The organism is Pseudoalteromonas sp. JB197 (genome assembly GCF_002332205.1).
Classification (GTDB): domain Bacteria; phylum Pseudomonadota; class Gammaproteobacteria; order Enterobacterales; family Alteromonadaceae; genus Pseudoalteromonas; species Pseudoalteromonas nigrifaciens.
On sequence record NZ_NRGZ01000001.1, the window covers coordinates 1917513 to 1934891 of the forward strand.

Sequence of the window (17379 nt, forward strand, 5' to 3'; positions counted from 1 at the left end):
ATTAATTACCACTATCTAGGTTGTATTTAGGTTTCTCGTGTTTAATTCCTTTTAACGCTTCTGCCACTTCAGCAGGCATGTATTCTTCATCATGCTTAGCAAGTACTTCAAATGCTTCTATTACATTGGGCTCCACAAGTACACCTTGTGCAACTATGCCTTGGCCTTCGCGAAATAGGTCAGGCAAAATCCCCTGATAACGCACTACCACGGTTGGGCCTGTATCAACTAAAGTAAAGCTTACTTTTAAACTTTGCTCATTGCGCTCTACCGAACCTGGTACAACCATGCCACCAATGCGTAGCTTTTGGCCTATTTGTGGTTTTTCTTTATTGGGGCCTTTACCGTCAACAAGCTCACTTGGGGTATAAAATAAATTAATGTTTTCTTGTAATGCATACAGTACCAAGCCTATTGAGGCACCAATGCCAAACAGCACTGCAACAATAACTAAAAGGCGTTTTTTACGTCTTGGGTTCATTATATTTGCTCCTGCTTAGCATTTTTAATACGAACTTCTCGCGCTATTTGTTGCTCTACCGATGCCATAATATGTTTAGTCTCTCTGAGTGAACTAAATAAAATACCTAATAAAATAAGTGCGCATGTACCAAAAGAAAGCCACACATAAAATCCATAGCCTCCCATTGCAATAAAATCAGAAAATGAGTCAAACTGCATAACTACCTCTTAGTTAACAACTGGCGCACCCATGGGCGATGCTTTTCACGTTGTAATATTTCATTTTTAAGACGAATTAAAGTAACAGTGCCAACAAAAGCCGCAAACGCCAAAATGTTTACCATTAATGGCCAAAACATACTGGGATCAATTGCTTTGGTATCTAGCTTAGTTATTGAGGCTCCTTGATGTAGGGTATTCCACCACTCAACAGAGTAATGAATAATAGGTAAATTAATAACCCCTACAATAGCCAATATAGAAGCGGCACGACCCGCTGCCTTTTTATCTTCAAAGGCATGGTACAAAGACAACACACCCAAATATAAAAATAATAAAATAAGTTCTGAGGTTAAACGCGCATCCCACACCCACCAAGCGCCCCACATAGGTTTACCCCATGCAGCACCGGTTATAAGTGCAATCGCAGTAATGCACGCCCCTACAGGCGCAATTGCAATAACTGCAAGTTCAGCGTTTCGTAACTGCCAAACCAGCGCAATAATGGCAGCAATTGCCATTGATGAATAAGCACCCATAGATAAAATAGCCGAAGGCACATGAATAAAAATGATACGGTAGCTGTCTTTTTGTTGGTAATCGGCAGGCGCAAAACCAAGCCCCCATACCCAACCAACTAACATACTAATAACCGTAACTACGGCAAAATAAGGCAATAACGTATTGCATAACTTATATGCACGCTCTGCTTTAGCATAGGGATGTAACCACTTCCACATATTAACTGACACTCACTTTTAATGCTGACGATATGGCGATTGGCGCACTAATAATAGCAATAACTAACATAGCGCCAAGAATGGCAAGCTGCCCACTATAATCCAGCGACATAGTACTGGTATCGATAGCTGACGTTGCAAAAATTAAAACCGGAATATACAAAGGCAACACCAATAAACTCATTAAAATACCGCCTTTTTGTAATCCTACAGTAAGCCCAGCCCCAATTGCGCCAATAAAGCTCAACAAAGGCGTACCTAATAATAGCGTTAGTAACGTAGCCATTAATGCTGTGTTATCTAAATTCAATAGTAGTGCAAACAGTGGGGTCATTAATACTAAAGGAAGCCCAGTGATCACCCAATGCGCGGCTACTTTAGCCAACACAGTTAACGATAACGGATACGACGATGCAATAAGTTGTTCAAGTGAGCCATCGTTATAATCATCTCTAAACAGCTTATCTAACCCCAACATAGTTGAGAGTAAAGCAGCCACCCAAATTATACCCGGCGCCATTCTTGCCAGTAGACCGGGCTCTGGCCCAATAGCTAACGGAAATAATGAAATAACAATTAAAAAGAACAAAATAGGATTGATAATTTCAGCGCGCTGACGAAAAGCAAGTTTAACATCTTTACTAAACACGGCTTTAAAAAGTAACCAATAGGAGTGTTGTCGGGTCATTAGTGACGATACTCCAAGGTGAGTGTTTGTAGGTTGCTAAAATGGGCCGTTAAATCTTGATGCGTGGTTAGCAATATAGCTCCGCCATTTTTTAAATGCTCAACAAAACGTTGCTGTAAAAAGGCAACACCACTTTTATCAAGTGCTGTAAATGGCTCATCTAAAATCCATAACTTAGCTTCACTTAACCATAATCGAGCTAACGCAACACGGCGTTGCTGCCCAGCAGAGAGCGTTCTAACCGGTACATCTTCAAGGCCTACTAAGCCAAGCTTACTTAATAAAGGGTATAAATCACCTTCATTAGTGTAGCCATTAATTGCCAGCCAATGCTTAACGTTTTCAAGCGCACTGAGCTGCACATTAACCCCGGTTTTATGGCCTATAAATAATAGATCTCTGGCGTACTCTTCATAGTACTTTTTAATCGACTGATTAAGGTACAGAATATCGCCTTCATCAGGCATAGAAAAGCCCGCTATAATACGTAATAAAGACGTTTTACCAGCACCATTAGCACCTGCTAATTGCATGATTTGGCCGCTATTAAGGCTAAAATTAAGATCCGCAAACAAACAACGTTCTTGCTTGATGCAGGTGACGGACTTAATGTGTAACAAGATGACGATTCTCTCTGCCAAAAATTAGGCGTTAGTCTATCATAATGATAGGGTAATACGAATATTGCTTTAAAATCGATTCACTAAAAATAAAGAAAACTTGATTTAAAATAATGAATACACCTACGCAAATTACATTATCTAATTCATTGGTTATCAATCAGTCTACTCATAGCCAAAGCAATGAATTACCACAGTTACCTAATGAGGTACTTGCGGCTAAAAACATTCAATTTTCGAAAGACTCAATTACGCTCGATGTATTTATTGATAAGCATTGGCAAACATTAAGACTTGGCACTACAACTGCGCCGCAGAGTTTACAAAAAGTAGCCAGTGCCAACATACAACTCAGCCCCGATGGTAAGCAGCTCAGTATTTCTCCAAATAGTACGACCCTTACTTTAAATCAACCAGTGCAATTACAGCGTTTATTAAATTATGTAAGCACTGGCACTGAAATACAAAGCCAACCAATGGATGTGCAAGTAGTTGCATCCCCTACTCCCAAATTAGTTATTGATAAACTCAACGCGAGTATTGCAATAAATAAAGAGGTAGCTCAGTTACTTATAACTGAGCAGCCTTTAAAAGTAGTTGTTAGTACTACTAATAAAGGCGCACAGCTTAATGTTATTAATCGCTTTGCTGAGACGGTTCACTCACAATCACTTAGCCAAACTAAACTGACTAAGTTACTCGTAGCTTTATTACCTAGTGCGCAACTTCAAGCAACACCTAAGCTAGCTATTTTAACTCATCCTCAAAAGTCAGGCTCGTTTACAACGCCTATTACTAATCAACACGTTGCCGAACTACCTAGCACGCCTATTAAAGTAAACTTAGTAAATCAGGCTGATAAGTTAATTATTAAAACCGATACTAATAATATAAAAGTGACGCTTAATAACTCATTCTCTAAACCATTTAACGAGTTACTTTTAGCTCAAAAAAGCAATGCACCTGAAATGCCTTTCTCTGCGCCCAATGTCAAAGCAAGCCCATTACTTACAGCTGACAGCCCAATAAAGTCATGGCTACAAAACAGCTTTATTGATTTAAAAACTAGAATTAATGATGCAGTTAAATATTTTGAAAACAAGCCTTTTGCGGCACCAAATAAACCTGAGTTAACACCGCCACCTGCATCGTCTGCGCTACAAAAAGCGCCTTTAATTATACAACAGGCCGAATCATCACTAAATAGCGTTAGCATTCCCCAAAATACAAGAGCGTCATTAACTAGTAATATAGGCAATATTTTGTCAGAGCACTTTTCAAGGCTTCCGCCGCTAGTGCAATTAACTCAACTTATGAAAGTAAGTGTTAGTGTTTGGCAATCACCTATTAATAGAGCTGTAACTAAAGGGCAAATAGCTCCCTCGGTACAATTAGCTATAACCGATAGTAATCAAAATAAAACAAACCCTGCTACCATCAAAAACACCCAGCCATTAGTAGAGCCGCAGTCCAACTTTGCCTCCCGTAGTCAAATGTTACAACCAATAGAAGCAAAGCTATTAAGTACATTATTAAAGTTCCCTGATACTTACTCTACTGATAGTCAGGCTAACAACAAACAACTTTTAAGTAGTCAGATTACTGACATTACAAATAAAGTCACTAAAGACACTCCTGATTTAACTCGCTTAATCAACCAAGCATTTAATCGTATGGTCTCAAGTAACAATGCTAACCCTGCAACCATACAGCGCGAAATTCTCGCCACATTACAACCTACACAACTGACAAACGACATACTGCAAAGTAGTTTTAGTCAGGGATTAGAGCAGCTTGCAGTGAGTATTTTAGCCGCGCCTATTATTAGCCAAACAACTACGCCAATTAGCATTAATAATCAAACCGGCTTAGATGCACTACTGCAGGTGTTATTACCCACATTTAAAACCGGCAACTCTGGCGCTAAACTACTTGAGCAACTGCAGCAAGGCCAAGTGCAAGCGCTTGCAGGGGAGTTAATACAGGTTAAAAGCACTCTTAGCCAAGTAAGTGTTACCCCAGCTAACCAGTTAGCCGATTCAAACCCTTTGGTTAACTTTTTATTACCGATGAAGTTACCACCAGAAGCAGCGCAAACAGAAATAACATTAGGCCAATATAAAAAGCCCAGTAGTGATAAACTAACAGGCAAAGATGTCTGGTTTGTTAGATTAAATTTTGATTATGCACAGCTTGGTCAGTTACAAATTACTGCCGAATTAATGGGTAAAGCACTTGATTGCCAGTTATTTGCATCAAGCCAAGAAGTGACCGCTATGGCTCATCCGCATCTTGATAATTTAAGATCAAAATTAGCCAAGCATGGTTTGCAAGTAGGTAGCCTTAATTTAAAGCAAGGCGATGCAAACCACCAAGCATTTTATAAATCGCATGCCATTATTAATATTAAGGTATAAAAATGGGTGACTCAGCCAAAAATAAATCCGCAATTGGACTTTTATATACCGCCGGGAACTCGCCTACGGTAAGTACTAAAGGCTTTGGTGAACTAGCTGATGAAATTATTGCGGCAGCTGAAAAAAAAGGCATTATGATCCACCAAGATGCAGCATTAGCCAAAACGCTATCGCACTTGGAGCTTGGGGAGGAAATACCCAAAGAGTTGTATTATGTAATTGCTGAACTAATTGCGTTTTCGTATGTATTAAGGGGGCAGTTTCCGCCTGGCTGGCAAGATTTTCAAGGTAAGTTAAATATTAAAGCGTAGCTTTAACGGCAGTAAAAACAAAAAAGACGCTAAGCGCCTTTTTGTTTATGCAGTGAAAACAACAGTTCAGCTTCTGCTCTAGGTAATTCGCATTCACGAATCACTTCATCTAAATCAGCCCCAAGCTCGACCATTTTCACAGCGCGAGAATAAATCCTTGCATCTGGGTCGTCATACTTTTGCGCCGCTTGTTGCTGAATTAGGTCTTCGTTTTGCTGCTCAACTTCAAGTACTCGCTTACCAATACTTAATAACCCAGTGCGCAATTCTTGCACTTCACTGCGTAAAATATTAATTTGTTCAGCAGAGTCTTTAAATTGCTGCAACTGAGCGCTAAGCTCATTGGCATAGTTACTTTTAAATAGAATGATCATCGCCAGCGCGATAAGAGCAACAGCCAACGCTATAATAGCTAAACTGAGTAATAACATAGTTTTTAGTAGTAAAGCTTATAAATCGCTCAACTCATCCCATTCGTCGTCACTAAGTAGTTTATTTAAATCAACTAAAATAAGTAACTCGTTTTCACGATTACACACACCCTGAATAAACTTAGCGCTTTCTTCTGTGCCTACATTCGGCGCGCTGTCTATTTCTGAGCTGCGTAAATAAACCACTTCAGATACACTGTCGGCTAAAATACCAATCACTTGCTCTTCGGCTTCAATAATTAAAATTCGCGAATTATCTGTTGTTGCAGCATCAGATAAGCCAAACCGAGCACGGGTATCAATAACCGTAACCACATTGCCACGTAAATTAATAATACCAATCACGTATGATGGCGCGCCAGGTACAGGGGCTATTTCAGTGTAGCGTAATATCTCTTGCACTTGCATTACGTTAACACCGTAAGTCTCGTCTTCTAACTTAAACGTTACCCATTGTAGTATTTCATCATTATCGGCATTCTTACTTGCTGACAGTAACTTATCTTGGTTCATGCTGTTTCCCCGTAATGGTCATTATTACTGACGGCTGTCTAGGCCTTTTTCTAATAATGTATTTAAATTATTCACATCTATTAAAGCGCACATTTTTTCTTTAATAACACCAGCAAGCCATGGGCGCTTACTTTGGTTTGTACGCCATTTTACATCTTCTTTACTCAATGTAATGTTATTTATTAGCTTTTCTGCCAATAACCCCCATTGACTGTCACCTAAAGTAATTAAATACTTGTAGTTAAGTGACGCTTCTAACTTTTCGTCATACTTCTCTGGCATAACCCAACGTGCGGTATCGACCACGTTAAGCTTTTCATCCCTATTGAGCATAACCCCTTTAAACCATTTAGGTTTACCAAATAACTGATTTATTTCACCAAGTTCATGTATACCGCCTAACGCCTTAAGCGGCACAGCTAACGTTAATCCAGCTACTTCAAAAAACAAGGCTTGAAACTGACCGTCAAAATAGTCATCTTGACTTTGTGCGGCTAATATTTGCTCGGCCGACACTGTGTGTTCAGCTGAAGTGATCTGCTCTTTAATTTCTTGCGCTATCTGGTTTTGACTAGCCTCTGGCACAGCTTGCTCAAATGCAGGCGTACTTTGTGTGCTCTGCGCTTCTAAATCTGGCTGTTCAGTTTTTTTATCCGTTACTTGTTCAAGTAATTTTGCAATGGGTTCAAGATTATCTACAGGCTCGTCTTCACACAATAACGCGCCTAAATATTGAGTCATTACTTTTTCATTAGCAAATAATTGCTTACTCATTGATCAACCTTGTTCTATTAAATAATCGAGTAATGCTTTGTAAGCATAGACTCCGCGAGACCGTGGGCAAAATTCACTCGGAACTTGTTGCGCTAAACTGGCGTCTCTAAATTTGGTATCTACCGGAACAACGCCCGGCCACACTTTATCTGTGTAAGTATTTTGCAGTGTTTTATATGCTGCTAACGATGCTTTAGTGCGCTTATCGTACATAGTGGCAATTATAGTATATTGATAGCTTTTAGCTTGAGATGTTTGCATTAACTGCATAGTACGCATCATTCTGTCGAGCCCCTTTAGCGCTAAAAACTCGGTTTGTACCGGTACTAAAATGCGTTCACTCGCAGCAAGCGCATTAACCATTAATACGCCAAGCACGGGGGGGCAATCAAGGATTGCATAGTCGTAATATTCGCTTATTTTTGCAAGCGCTTTTTTTAATATTAATCCCATACCTGTCTTATTGCCCATACTTCTATCTAAGGTAGCAATAGCCATAGTAGCGGGTAATATATCTAAATTTTCAATACTGGATGGACATAAGGCTTGGAGTATTTCTTCGCTTTGCATGCTAGTTCCGCGTACAAAAATATCGTATACGCTAACCTCTAAATCCTCTGAATCAATGCCAAAGTAATAGGTTAATGAGGCGTGAGGATCAGTGTCAATCAATAACACGCGCTTACCTTGAGATGCTAAAATACCTGCAAGGCTAACCGCTGTTGTGGTTTTCCCTACTCCACCTTTTTGATTTGCTACAGTCCAAATCTTCACATTGCATCCTAATTACAATTCATTTCGAGTCGATATACGAATACCGCCATGGGGTAAACGAATTATTTTTATTGTATTATCGTCAGAAGGTAATTCTACTTCGGGCTCAGGTTTAACTGCTATTTTTTGCCGCTCAACGCTGACTACTTCTGCAGTTGGTGGCAATCCATATTTAGACAGTGCAATAACTACTTTACGATTTTCAGCACGCCCTTGCTTAGTATCGTTAGTGGCAAAAGGAGAATATTGACCATAACCTTCAATTGCCATTCGAGCCGAATTTATACCTAAGCTTTCAAGCTCAACTAAAACGCTTGTTGCACGAGCAACCGACAACTCCCAATTAGAGCGATATATTTCATTAGCTATGGTTTGGTTATCAGTATAGCCGCGCACTCTAATATAGTTATCTACCGGGGCAATAATATCTTTAATTATTTTAACCACTTGTTTAGCGCGAACTTGCGCTACACTACTGCCACTCGAAAATAGCATGCCTGAGCTAAGCTCAATGATCAGCCAATCTTGGCTGAGCTCTAAACTGGCTTCACCATCGCGTATTTCATCTATTAATGACGATTGCAGCTTAGTCAATAAGCTATCGAGTGGTTTGCCAAGGTGTTTTTGCTCAACATTACTGGTATCGCTTTGTCCGTCCAGTAACTTTGGCCCTTGTTCTTCTTTTAAAATACTTTCGCCATAGAGCACTTCTTGCTCTGGGGTTATTCTGTCTGTCAATATTGCGTCGCCACTTACCCCTGTCCCTTGCTGCGAATGTTGACGGGCTGACTTATCAAATACATAACCAATCGAATCGGACAGCACTTGAAATTTCTCTTCTTTGTTAATTGCTATTGAATACAAAACCACAAAGAAGGCAAACATAATTGTCATATAATCAGCATAAGACACCAGCCAACGTTCTGTGTGTTGGCTTTTTGTGGTATTGCTGCGTAAGCGACGGCGTAACATAGTTACTCAACCACAACATTTGGACGATCAACCCGATACGCTTCAAGCTTTAATTCAATACTTACTGGACTTTCGCCTAGACTTATTGCAATTACCCCCTCAGCAAGCATTTCGTGATAAAGCATTTTTTGCTCAACCCGCTGTTTTAACTTATTAGCCATAGGTAAAAATAATATATTAGCTAAGCCCACACCATAAATAGTTGCTATAAAGGCAGATGCAACACCGACTCCTAGCTTTTGCGGATCAGTAATAAACGACATAGCCTGAATAAGGCCAAGCACTGCGCCTAAAATACCTATGGTCGGGCTATAACCGCCCATAGCTTCATAAACACGGCTTGCTTCCAATAAACGTTCGCGCTCTAACAGTAAATCAATTTCTAAAGTATCGCGCAGTTTTTGCTCAGAGCAACCATCAACTAATAACCCTAGCCCTTTTGCAGCGTAGGCATCTGGGTGAGTAAGCGCTTCATTTTCAAGGGCTAAATAACCTTGCTGACGCGCTTTATGCGACCATTCTTTTACTTGCTCAATCGCTTCTTCAATATTATGTTGAGGCGATACAAAAACCCAGTGCGTAATTTCTAGTGTTTTTTTAAATGTACTAGCTGATGTTTGCAACATCACCGCACCCAATGTGCCACCCAGTACAATTATAAGTGCAGGCCCATTAAACAGTGCAGATATAACCCCTCCCTCTAACGAGTAACCTATTGCAATGGCGCCTAAGCCAATAAGCAAACCTAGTACGGAGAGTTTATCCACAGCCTACCTCTGTATTTAAGCGCATTGCTACTTCATTTAAAGGTAAGCTTTCACTCGCTAAACCAGCATTAGCAATTGCTTGTGGCATACCATAAACAACACAACTTTTTTCATCTTGTGCCCAAATAGTTGCCCCTGATTGTTTAAGTATGCGAGCGCCTTCACGTCCATCGGCGCCCATGCCAGTTAATACTATGGCTAGCACATCACCTTGATATGCTTTTGCAGCACTGGCAAAGGTCACATCAACGCTTGGTTTATAACTAATGCGCTCGCTGTTATCTTCAAAAACCCGTAATGTTCTACTTGCCCCACGACCATCAATCATCATTTGCTGGCCACCGGGTGCTAAGTAAGCTACTCCTGCTTGCAGTCTATCTCCTTGCTGCGCCTCTTTGACTTGAATTTTACACAAGCTATTTAAGCGTGCCGCAAAAGCCGGAGTAAATGCAGCTGGCATATGCTGAATTAACAATATAGGATGCGGAAAGTTAGCTGGGAGCTGAGTTAATATAGTTTGTAGCGCAACCGGTCCACCCGTTGATGTACCTATTGCAACTAGTTGATAGTGTTTACCACTTGCGCGCTTTGTTACTGTAGCGTTGCGGCTAGTTACCGGCGTATTATTAAAGCTTCGCTCTGGTTGCACTACTGTTGTTGCTGTTTTATTTGTTTGTGCAAGCCTTGGTGCTGAAGTAGGTGTAAATAAAGGTTTGTCTATGCTCGGGGCTCTAGGGCTAACAACACGTCTAATACGTTGACGGCCAATCGCTTTTACTTTGCTTTGCAGCAGTTTAATGGCATCTTCGTTATTGCGAGCAATGTCTTCAAATTTTTTCGGTAAAAAATCCATCGCGCCGGCATCAAGTGCATCCAAAGTTGCTGTTGCACCAGAGCGAGTTAATGAAGAAAACATTAAAATTGGCGTGGGGTTACTGGCCATAATTTCTTTTACAGCACTAATACCATCTAATACTGGCATTTCTACATCCATGGTGATCATATCAGGACGTAAACTCGCTGCTTTCTCTACAGCATCTCGGCCATTTACGGCAAAACCAATTACTTCAATCTCGCTATCTAACTCAAGAATTTCACTCACTCGACGGCGAAAAAAGCTCGAATCATCAACAACTAAAACTTTAACGGCCATTTTGTTCTCTTATTTTTTTATTGTGTAGACGTATTAATAATACGTCTACTTTATTATTTACCTGCGTAATGTTTTAACATACTCGGTACATCTAATATAAGTGCAATACCACCATCCGAAGTAATAGTTGCACCTGCCATTCCAGGTGTACCCTGTAGTAAGGCGTCTAAAGGCTTAATAACCACTTCTTCTTGACCAATTAACGAATCAACCACAAAGCCAACTTGTTGTGTACCTATTTGCACAATAACCACATGCCCTTGCGCTTTACGGCTCGTACGATCGGCACCTTTCACTAGCCAATGCTCTAAATAAAATAAAGGCACTGCTTTTTTACGAACAATAATAGTTAACTGACCATCAACCACATTCGTTTTAGTAAGGTCTAAGTTAAATATTTCACTTACCCCTGCTAATGGTAGTGCAAATGTTTGCTCACTCACCACCACCATTAAGGTAGGTAAAATAGCTAAAGTTAACGGTACTTTAATTTCAAGTATAGTACCCACACCCAACTCTGATTCTATGCTAACCGAGCCATTTAACTGGGTGATTTTAGTTTTAACCACATCCATACCAACACCACGACCAGAAATATCAGATATTGCTTCTTTGGTGGAAAATCCTGGCGCAAATATCAGGTTGTAAGCTTCGGTATTAGACAAACGACTTGCTTGCTCTTGATCAAGCACGCCTTTTTTAATCGCTATTTGTTTTAGTTTTTCAGCATCCATTCCTGCACCATCATCTTTAATGGTAAGCAAAATATGATCCCCTTGCTGCGAAGCAGAAAGCGTAACTGTACCTGTTCTCGGTTTACCTGCAGCTTCGCGTTCATCTGGCATTTCTATGCCATGATCAACCGAGTTACGCACTAAATGCACTAATGGATCGGCTAATGCTTCAACTAAGTTTTTATCTAAATCAGTTTCTTCACCAACTAGTAACAAGTTAATATCTTTATTTAAGGTACGTGCTAAGTCGCGAACAACGCGCGGAAAACGGCCAAATACTTTTTTGATTGGCTGCATTCGCGTTTTCATAACCGCACCTTGCAAGTCAGCTGTAACGACATCTAAGTTAGATATCGCTTTACTCATAAACTCACTTTCTGAATTTGCTGCTAAGCTAACTAGGCGATTTCGCACTAACACAAGCTCACCAACCATATTCATTATTTGGTCAAGGCGTTTGGTATCAACCCTTACCGTGGTTTCCGCTTGTGCGGGTGGCGATTTTTTAGCGATGGGTGCAGCGGTATTTGCGTCCGAACCTGCAGTTACAGCAGCCGGCTTTGGTTGTTCCACTTTTTTAACTGGTACTGTAGATGCTTTTACTACAGGTTCAGTTTTAGCTGAAGTATCTTCTGTAGATATTTTTTTAGCGCTTTCTAATGACTTAGGTGCTGTGCCTTTACCATGTAATTCATCTAATAAAGCTTCAAACTCATCGTCACTTATTTCATCATCGTTAGTACTAATGGCAGCACTTTGAACTGCTTGTGTAGAGCTGTTTTTATTTACCGCACCAAAACTACCAACGCCGTGAAGCTCATCTAATAAACTATCAAACTCATCATCTGTAATATCGCCACTTAAATCGTCACTATTACTTAACGACTCATTTACTGCAGAGGCTTTACTTTTGCCGTGAAGTTCATCAAGTAAGCTTTCGAATTCATCTTCGCTAATTTCATCAATTTTACCATCAGTCTGCGTTGAGCTTGGTGTATCAAACAACTCATCAAACGCAAAAGGATCATCATCAGTGTTACCGGAATCTTGTGCTATAATAGGTTCGGCAGCTATTCCACTAAGCTCTTCTTCTGTGGGCGGTAACCCTAACTTATGTAAAATTTCAAGTAGTTGTGGATCTGCAGGCACTGGTTGCTCACGATTTTTTATCGTAGCAAACATTTCATTAATCGTATCAAGTGCTTGAAGTATAACATCCATTAGCTCAGAGTTAACTGTACGCACTTTTTGACGCAGTAAATCAAACACATTTTCTGCGCCATGACAGGCATCAACCAACTCTGTCATCGCTAAAAAGCCCGCGCCACCTTTAACAGTGTGAAAGCCTCTAAAAATAGCGTTCAATAACTCAGTATCTTCTGGGTTATTTTCCAGTTCAACTAATTGTTCAGATAAAAGCTCAAGGATTTCTCCAGCCTCAACTAAAAAATCTTGTAATATATCTTCATCGACTTCAAAGCTCATGCAGTTACTCTCCTATTAAAAGCCCAAACTTGATAAAAGATCATCAACTTCATCTTGATCAGATACAACATCATTTCGCGATTCTTTATCAATTATAGGACCTTCTGGGCCTGCTAATGTTTGTTCTGTAATCGAATCTGATATATTTTGTTGCTCTACTATATTGGCATCATTTTCATCTTGCGCAGCAAACGCAGTTAACAGATGAATTAAACTCTCTTCAACTTCGCGTACCAGCTCAATAACGCGGCGAATTACTTGCCCGGTTAGATCTTGGTAATCTTGAGCCATTAATACATTGGTCATTAATGCTTGCAACTCATCGGTTTTATGATGAGAGCTATTCATAAACTTATTAACGCTATGACACAGTGTTTTAAATTCACCCAGCTCAAGTTCACGATTCATTAAGCGATCCCACGTCGGCTTGATGTGCGATACTTCATCGGCTAACTGTCGTGCTATGGGTAGACTTGCTTCAACTGCATCCATAGTTTTATTAGCAGCACTTTCTGTCATTTCTATGACATAGTTAAGTCGCTTTTTAGCATCAGGAATAGCTTCAGTAGTCAAATCGGCTAAACGCGTATCAAGCTCAAACCCTTTTAATGATTCATGTAACTGACGCGTTAATTTACCAACTTCAGCAAATAATTTTGATTGCTCCTGAGAGGCAGTCTCTAAAATTAATTGATTCGCTTTGTGTTGCTCACCGTTTTCTAAAAAAGTGACCAGCTGACGTGCTTGTTCTAAAGTAATATGAGGCGCAGCAATTGCTGACATAAGCCTCTCCCTCTTATTAACCTAAGCGTTCGAACACTTTTTCTAATTTAGTTTTTAATGTACCTGCAGTAAATGGCTTAACAATATAACCGTTAACACCTGCTTGAGCTGCCGCAATAATTTGCTCTTTTTTAGCTTCTGCAGTAACCATTAAAACCGGAAGATGCTTTAATTTATCATCCGCGCGTATTGCTCTTAACAAGTCAATACCTTGCATGCCAGGCATATTCCAATCTGTTACCACAAAATCAAAAACTTGATTTTGTAACATAGGCAAAGCAGTCGAACCATCATCTGCTTCATGGACATTGGTAAATCCTAAATCACGCAACAGGTTTTTAATAATACGTCTCATAGTTGAAAAATCATCAACTACTAGAATTTTTATGTTTTTATTCAAAACATCCTCCAGTGAGGCCTAAACCTTTATTTACTTACTTCTAATTTATCCAGTCATTGATTTTTGCTTTTAGCTTAATCATCGCCTGACCATGTATCTGACTTACACGCGACTCACTTACATCGAGTATCTGTCCAATTTCTTTTAAATTCATTTCATCGTTATAGTACAAAGAAAGTACCATAGCATCTCGCTCTGGCAATGATTTAATTGCATTTAATAATGATTCATTAAAACGCTCATTTTTAACGTTATTAAAGGGTTTGTCTAGTGCTAAATCATGCCCAACGGGGGTTATGACATCTTCATCAATTCCTAAGTCTTCAATACCTAGAATTTTACTTGAATTAACATCGGTTAAAATTTGATGATATTGCTCTAACGTTATCTCAAGCTTTTGAGCAACTTCGCTGTCTTTGGGTTCACGATTGAGACTGTATTCCAGCTCAGAAATAACTTGCATTACTTGACGACTTTTACGATACACTGAACGTGGAGCCCAGTCTCCACGGCGCATTTCATCAAGCATAGCGCCCCGAATACGAATACCCGCAAAGGTTTCAAAACTAGCGCCTTTAGTGGCATCAAAGTTTTTTGACGCCTCTATTAATCCTATCATTCCTGATTGAATTAAATCATCGAGTTGTACACTAGGGGGTAAACGAGCAATTAAATGACATGCTACTTTTTTTACTAATGAAGCATGCTTTTCAACAATCATATTTAAATTTTGTGTTGATTCATATCCCATAGCTCTATTCACCAATGTAGTCATAGTTAGCCGTTAACGAGTTTCTCAATGAAAAATTCTAAATGACCCGAAGGCTGGTTCGGTATTGGCCACTTTGTTATTCTTGTTGCTAATGTTTTAAAGGCAAGTGCAGCTGGAGAACTAGGAAACAGTTCAACAATTACTTTTTGACGACGTGTTGCTTTGCGCATATTTTCATCATAAGGAACGGTTGCAACCAGCTCCATTGATATATCTAAAAATCGGTCTGTAACCTTTGATAGCTTTGCAAATAACTCTTGCCCTTCGCGTAATGAACGCACCATGTTGGCAACAATTTTAAATTTATACACGCCATGTTCGCGGCTTAATACTTTGATCAGTGCATAGGCATCGGTTATTGAGGTAGGCTCATCACATACCACAACCAAAACATCTTGTGCAGCACGCGAGAAGCTCAGTACCATATCCGATATACCGGCAGCAGTATCAACTACTAATATATCAAAATCAGTATTGAGTTCACTAAATGCGCGAATAAGCCCAGCATGCTCTGCAGGCGACAATTCAACCATACTTTGCGAACCCGAAGTCGCTGGTACTATTTTTATCCCAGCGGGGCCTTCTACTAATATTTCATCAAGCTCACATTCGCCTGATAACACATGCGATAAATTACGCTCAACACGCAGCCCAAGCATCACATCACAATTGGCTAAACCCAAATCAGCATCAAGAACTAGCACTCGCTTACCTTGCTGACCTAAAGCGATCGCAGTATTTAACGATACATTTGTTTTTCCAACCCCACCTTTACCGCCAGTGACGGCGATAACCTTAACGCCGTTATTATTATTTTTGCTCATTTTACGCAGGCCGCTTGCTTGATCTAATACTGTGTTAATCATACATCTCTACTGTGCTCGACGCCACTGATTGGTGTCGTGAATGTTGTACTTTTGTTCTCTTTAAATATAATTGCTCAGCTTTTTTCACTAGTTTTTCTGCATTTGCAACTCGAATATCTTCAGGTACTCGTTGACCATTAGTAAGATACCCTATTGGCAAGCGATTTTGAATCGCAATACTAATTATCTCGCCTAAACTTAATGATTCGTCGAGTTTAGTGAAAATACAACCGCTTAACTGTACTTTTTTAAAGTGTCTTACGGTTTCTTGTAGCACATTTATTTGCGCAGTGGCACTTAATACTAAGTAATTACGAATATCCACACGCTGATTACGCATTAAGGTATTTAACTGCTCAGTTAAACGTAAATCACGTTGGCTCATACCTGCGGTATCTATAAGTACTAAGCGCTTGTTACGTAAATGATATAACACTTCAGCTAGTTCGTTCGCATCTTTAACTTGCTTAACCCCACAGCCAATAATACGGCCATACGTTGCAAGCTGCTCGTAAGCACCAATTCTGTATGTATCGGTAGTAATTAGCGCTACTTTATCAGCACCATATTTTTGTGCGCCTAATGCCGCGAGCTTAGCCACTGTCGTAGTTTTACCTACACCGGTTGGGCCAACTAATGCGTAAACACCACCTTGGCGCAAAATTTCATTATTCGTGGTTTGCATCTGATCTTCAACCATAGTTAACAGCGCTTTCCAGCCCTGCTGACGCGGAACATCTTCAGGTACAAAACAAGCCATTTGCTCAGCAACTTCTTTATCGATTCCCATGCCTACTAAGCGGTCAATCATGCATGCGCGCGTTGGGTCACGGCGCGCCATATCTTGCTGCATTAAACCCGACACTTGGTGCTCTAATAACTGGCGAATTGCGTTCATTTCTTCACGCATTGTGCTCATTGCTTCACTTTCGGTATTTTTAGTCGTGTGTGTTTGCGCAACTGGCATGTCTAATTCATCAAAATCACGGTCTAGGTCATCAAAACCTAAGCTGTCAGCTTGCGTTTGTGGGCGTGCTTGCGCGGCTTCTTCACGCGCAAACATATTGGTAGGGCGTTGTTTAGCGACCGGCTCTTGATAATGCTCTGAGGTATCTATACCTGATTGCGAAAACATTGAAGCCAATTCTGCTGAACGTGGACGCGGCGACTGGCGCTCTAATAGCGCTTGTAAGCTGTCGGCTACCTTTGCTTGTGGCTCAGGTCTAGCACGCTGTGGCTCTGGTTTTACAAAGTTATGCATGCTTTGCGAGTGGGCAGAATGTGCCGTACGCTGCTGCAGCGGCGCACTTTGTTGTGGCGCGGCGGCTTTAGGGGCTGCTTTGTCATAATCAACCGCTGCGACAATTTCTACGCCGTTTGCGAGTTTTTTATTAGACATAATAACCGCATCAACACCTAGCTCATCTTTAACTTCTTTAAGTGCTGTGCGCATATCTTTAGCAAAAAAACGTTTAATCTTCATGGTTTAACCCCTTTA

General features: G+C 40.3%; 20 protein-coding genes. 2 read left to right on the forward strand and 18 right to left on the reverse strand.

Annotated elements, in window-relative coordinates:
• Position 1: 1 nt before the first annotated feature.
• The 5 genes from ccmE to ccmA are packed head-to-tail and all read right to left on the reverse strand — an operon-like array spanning position 2 to position 2729.
• A complete protein-coding gene (gene ccmE / locus CIK86_RS09075) occupies positions 2 to 481 on the reverse strand; it encodes a cytochrome c maturation protein CcmE (protein ID WP_011327519.1) in 480 nt (159 codons plus the stop codon).
• The gene (gene ccmD, locus CIK86_RS09080) at positions 481 to 681 is read right to left on the reverse strand and encodes a heme exporter protein CcmD (RefSeq protein ID WP_011327518.1); all 201 of its coding nucleotides are present in this window, start codon (positions 679 to 681) and stop codon (positions 481 to 483) included. Before ccmD ends, ccmE begins: the two co-directional genes overlap by 1 nt.
• A 2-nt stretch (positions 682 to 683) precedes the next feature.
• Complete coding sequence (locus CIK86_RS09085) at positions 684 to 1421, reverse strand: heme ABC transporter permease (protein WP_011327517.1); 738 nt, start codon at positions 1419 to 1421, stop codon at positions 684 to 686.
• Between the two features lies 1 nt (position 1422).
• Complete coding sequence (gene ccmB, locus CIK86_RS09090; RefSeq protein ID WP_011327516.1) at positions 1423 to 2109, reverse strand: heme exporter protein CcmB; 687 nt, start codon at positions 2107 to 2109, stop codon at positions 1423 to 1425.
• Complete coding sequence (ccmA, locus tag CIK86_RS09095) at positions 2109 to 2729, reverse strand: cytochrome c biogenesis heme-transporting ATPase CcmA (protein ID WP_086993541.1); 621 nt, start codon at positions 2727 to 2729, stop codon at positions 2109 to 2111. The genes ccmB and ccmA overlap by 1 nt, the downstream gene beginning before the upstream one ends.
• Before the next feature lie 113 nt (positions 2730 to 2842).
• On the opposite strand from ccmA, the gene CIK86_RS09100 reads away from it, so the two are divergent.
• Positions 2843 to 5146 (forward strand): flagellar hook-length control protein FliK, encoded by a 2304-nt coding sequence (locus CIK86_RS09100; RefSeq protein WP_086993543.1) that lies wholly within the window; start codon positions 2843 to 2845, stop codon positions 5144 to 5146.
• A gap of 2 nt (positions 5147 to 5148) precedes the next feature.
• Complete coding sequence (locus CIK86_RS09105) at positions 5149 to 5457, forward strand: EscU/YscU/HrcU family type III secretion system export apparatus switch protein (protein ID WP_086993545.1); 309 nt, start codon at positions 5149 to 5151, stop codon at positions 5455 to 5457.
• 29 nt (positions 5458 to 5486) lie between these two features.
• Here the strand turns inward: CIK86_RS09105 and CIK86_RS09110 are convergent, their stop codons facing one another.
• Genes CIK86_RS09110 through flhF form a run of 13 tightly spaced genes read right to left on the reverse strand, consistent with a single transcriptional unit; the run spans position 5487 to position 17364 of the window.
• Positions 5487 to 5888, reverse strand: coding sequence for a DUF2802 domain-containing protein (locus CIK86_RS09110; protein ID WP_086993547.1), 402 nt, complete (start codon positions 5886 to 5888; stop codon positions 5487 to 5489).
• Positions 5889 to 5906: 18 nt separating this feature from the next.
• Positions 5907 to 6401 (reverse strand): chemotaxis protein CheW, encoded by a 495-nt coding sequence (locus tag CIK86_RS09115; RefSeq protein ID WP_086993549.1) that lies wholly within the window; start codon positions 6399 to 6401, stop codon positions 5907 to 5909.
• Between the two features lie 24 nt (positions 6402 to 6425).
• A complete protein-coding gene (locus tag CIK86_RS09120; RefSeq protein ID WP_086993550.1) occupies positions 6426 to 7175 on the reverse strand; it encodes a CheW domain-containing protein in 750 nt (249 codons plus the stop codon).
• Between the two features lie 3 nt (positions 7176 to 7178).
• Complete coding sequence (locus CIK86_RS09125) at positions 7179 to 7949, reverse strand: ParA family protein (RefSeq protein ID WP_086993551.1); 771 nt, start codon at positions 7947 to 7949, stop codon at positions 7179 to 7181.
• Positions 7950 to 7961: 12 nt separating this feature from the next.
• A complete protein-coding gene (locus tag CIK86_RS09130) occupies positions 7962 to 8921 on the reverse strand; it encodes a flagellar motor protein MotB (RefSeq protein WP_086993553.1) in 960 nt (319 codons plus the stop codon).
• A gap of 2 nt (positions 8922 to 8923) precedes the next feature.
• Positions 8924 to 9688 carry a flagellar motor protein gene (locus tag CIK86_RS09135; protein WP_086993555.1) on the reverse strand — a complete coding sequence of 255 codons (765 nt, stop codon included), beginning with the start codon at positions 9686 to 9688 and terminating at the stop codon, positions 8924 to 8926.
• The gene (locus CIK86_RS09140; protein ID WP_086993558.1) at positions 9681 to 10841 is read right to left on the reverse strand and encodes a chemotaxis response regulator protein-glutamate methylesterase; all 1161 of its coding nucleotides are present in this window, start codon (positions 10839 to 10841) and stop codon (positions 9681 to 9683) included. Before CIK86_RS09140 ends, CIK86_RS09135 begins: the two co-directional genes overlap by 8 nt.
• A gap of 53 nt (positions 10842 to 10894) precedes the next feature.
• Positions 10895 to 13060, reverse strand: a complete 2166-nt coding sequence (locus tag CIK86_RS09145; protein WP_086993561.1) for a chemotaxis protein CheA — start codon at positions 13058 to 13060, stop codon at positions 10895 to 10897.
• Between the two features lie 15 nt (positions 13061 to 13075).
• The gene (locus CIK86_RS09150; RefSeq protein ID WP_086993562.1) at positions 13076 to 13843 is read right to left on the reverse strand and encodes a protein phosphatase CheZ; all 768 of its coding nucleotides are present in this window, start codon (positions 13841 to 13843) and stop codon (positions 13076 to 13078) included.
• Between the two features lie 16 nt (positions 13844 to 13859).
• Positions 13860 to 14243 carry a chemotaxis response regulator CheY gene (cheY, locus tag CIK86_RS09155; protein ID WP_086993564.1) on the reverse strand — a complete coding sequence of 128 codons (384 nt, stop codon included), beginning with the start codon at positions 14241 to 14243 and terminating at the stop codon, positions 13860 to 13862.
• Between the two features lie 40 nt (positions 14244 to 14283).
• On the reverse strand, positions 14284 to 14994 hold the full coding sequence (locus CIK86_RS09160) for an RNA polymerase sigma factor FliA (RefSeq protein WP_086993618.1): 711 nt from the start codon (positions 14992 to 14994) through the stop codon (positions 14284 to 14286).
• A 26-nt stretch (positions 14995 to 15020) separates the two neighbouring features.
• Positions 15021 to 15881 (reverse strand): MinD/ParA family protein, encoded by an 861-nt coding sequence (locus CIK86_RS09165; RefSeq protein WP_086993566.1) that lies wholly within the window; start codon positions 15879 to 15881, stop codon positions 15021 to 15023.
• The gene (gene flhF / locus CIK86_RS09170) at positions 15874 to 17364 is read right to left on the reverse strand and encodes a flagellar biosynthesis protein FlhF (protein ID WP_086993568.1); all 1491 of its coding nucleotides are present in this window, start codon (positions 17362 to 17364) and stop codon (positions 15874 to 15876) included. Before flhF ends, CIK86_RS09165 begins: the two co-directional genes overlap by 8 nt.
• Positions 17365 to 17379: the final 15 nt, after the last annotated feature.

Bases quoted from the DNA above. Each gene is read 5' to 3' on its own strand.
- flhF (WP_086993568.1), bottom strand. From the start codon at position 17,364: ATGAAGATTAAACGTTTTTTTGCTAAAGATATGCGCACAGCACTTAAA.
- CIK86_RS09130 (WP_086993553.1), bottom strand. From the start codon at position 8,921: ATGTTACGCCGTCGCTTACGCAGCAATACCACAAAAAGCCAACACACA.
- CIK86_RS09105 (WP_086993545.1), top strand. From the start codon at position 5,149: ATGGGTGACTCAGCCAAAAATAAATCCGCAATTGGACTTTTATATACC.
- CIK86_RS09100 (WP_086993543.1), top strand. From the start codon at position 2,843: ATGAATACACCTACGCAAATTACATTATCTAATTCATTGGTTATCAAT.
- CIK86_RS09160 (WP_086993618.1), bottom strand. From the start codon at position 14,994: ATGGGATATGAATCAACACAAAATTTAAATATGATTGTTGAAAAGCAT.
- ccmB (WP_011327516.1), bottom strand. From the start codon at position 2,109: ATGACCCGACAACACTCCTATTGGTTACTTTTTAAAGCCGTGTTTAGT.
- CIK86_RS09110 (WP_086993547.1), bottom strand. From the start codon at position 5,888: ATGTTATTACTCAGTTTAGCTATTATAGCGTTGGCTGTTGCTCTTATC.
- CIK86_RS09120 (WP_086993550.1), bottom strand. From the start codon at position 7,175: ATGAGTAAGCAATTATTTGCTAATGAAAAAGTAATGACTCAATATTTA.
- CIK86_RS09165 (WP_086993566.1), bottom strand. From the start codon at position 15,881: ATGATTAACACAGTATTAGATCAAGCAAGCGGCCTGCGTAAAATGAGC.
- CIK86_RS09145 (WP_086993561.1), bottom strand. From the start codon at position 13,060: ATGAGCTTTGAAGTCGATGAAGATATATTACAAGATTTTTTAGTTGAG.
- CIK86_RS09085 (WP_011327517.1), bottom strand. From the start codon at position 1,421: ATGTGGAAGTGGTTACATCCCTATGCTAAAGCAGAGCGTGCATATAAG.
- CIK86_RS09150 (WP_086993562.1), bottom strand. From the start codon at position 13,843: ATGTCAGCAATTGCTGCGCCTCATATTACTTTAGAACAAGCACGTCAG.
- ccmE (WP_011327519.1), bottom strand. From the start codon at position 481: ATGAACCCAAGACGTAAAAAACGCCTTTTAGTTATTGTTGCAGTGCTG.
- CIK86_RS09140 (WP_086993558.1), bottom strand. From the start codon at position 10,841: ATGGCCGTTAAAGTTTTAGTTGTTGATGATTCGAGCTTTTTTCGCCGT.
- ccmD (WP_011327518.1), bottom strand. From the start codon at position 681: ATGCAGTTTGACTCATTTTCTGATTTTATTGCAATGGGAGGCTATGGA.
- CIK86_RS09115 (WP_086993549.1), bottom strand. From the start codon at position 6,401: ATGAACCAAGATAAGTTACTGTCAGCAAGTAAGAATGCCGATAATGAT.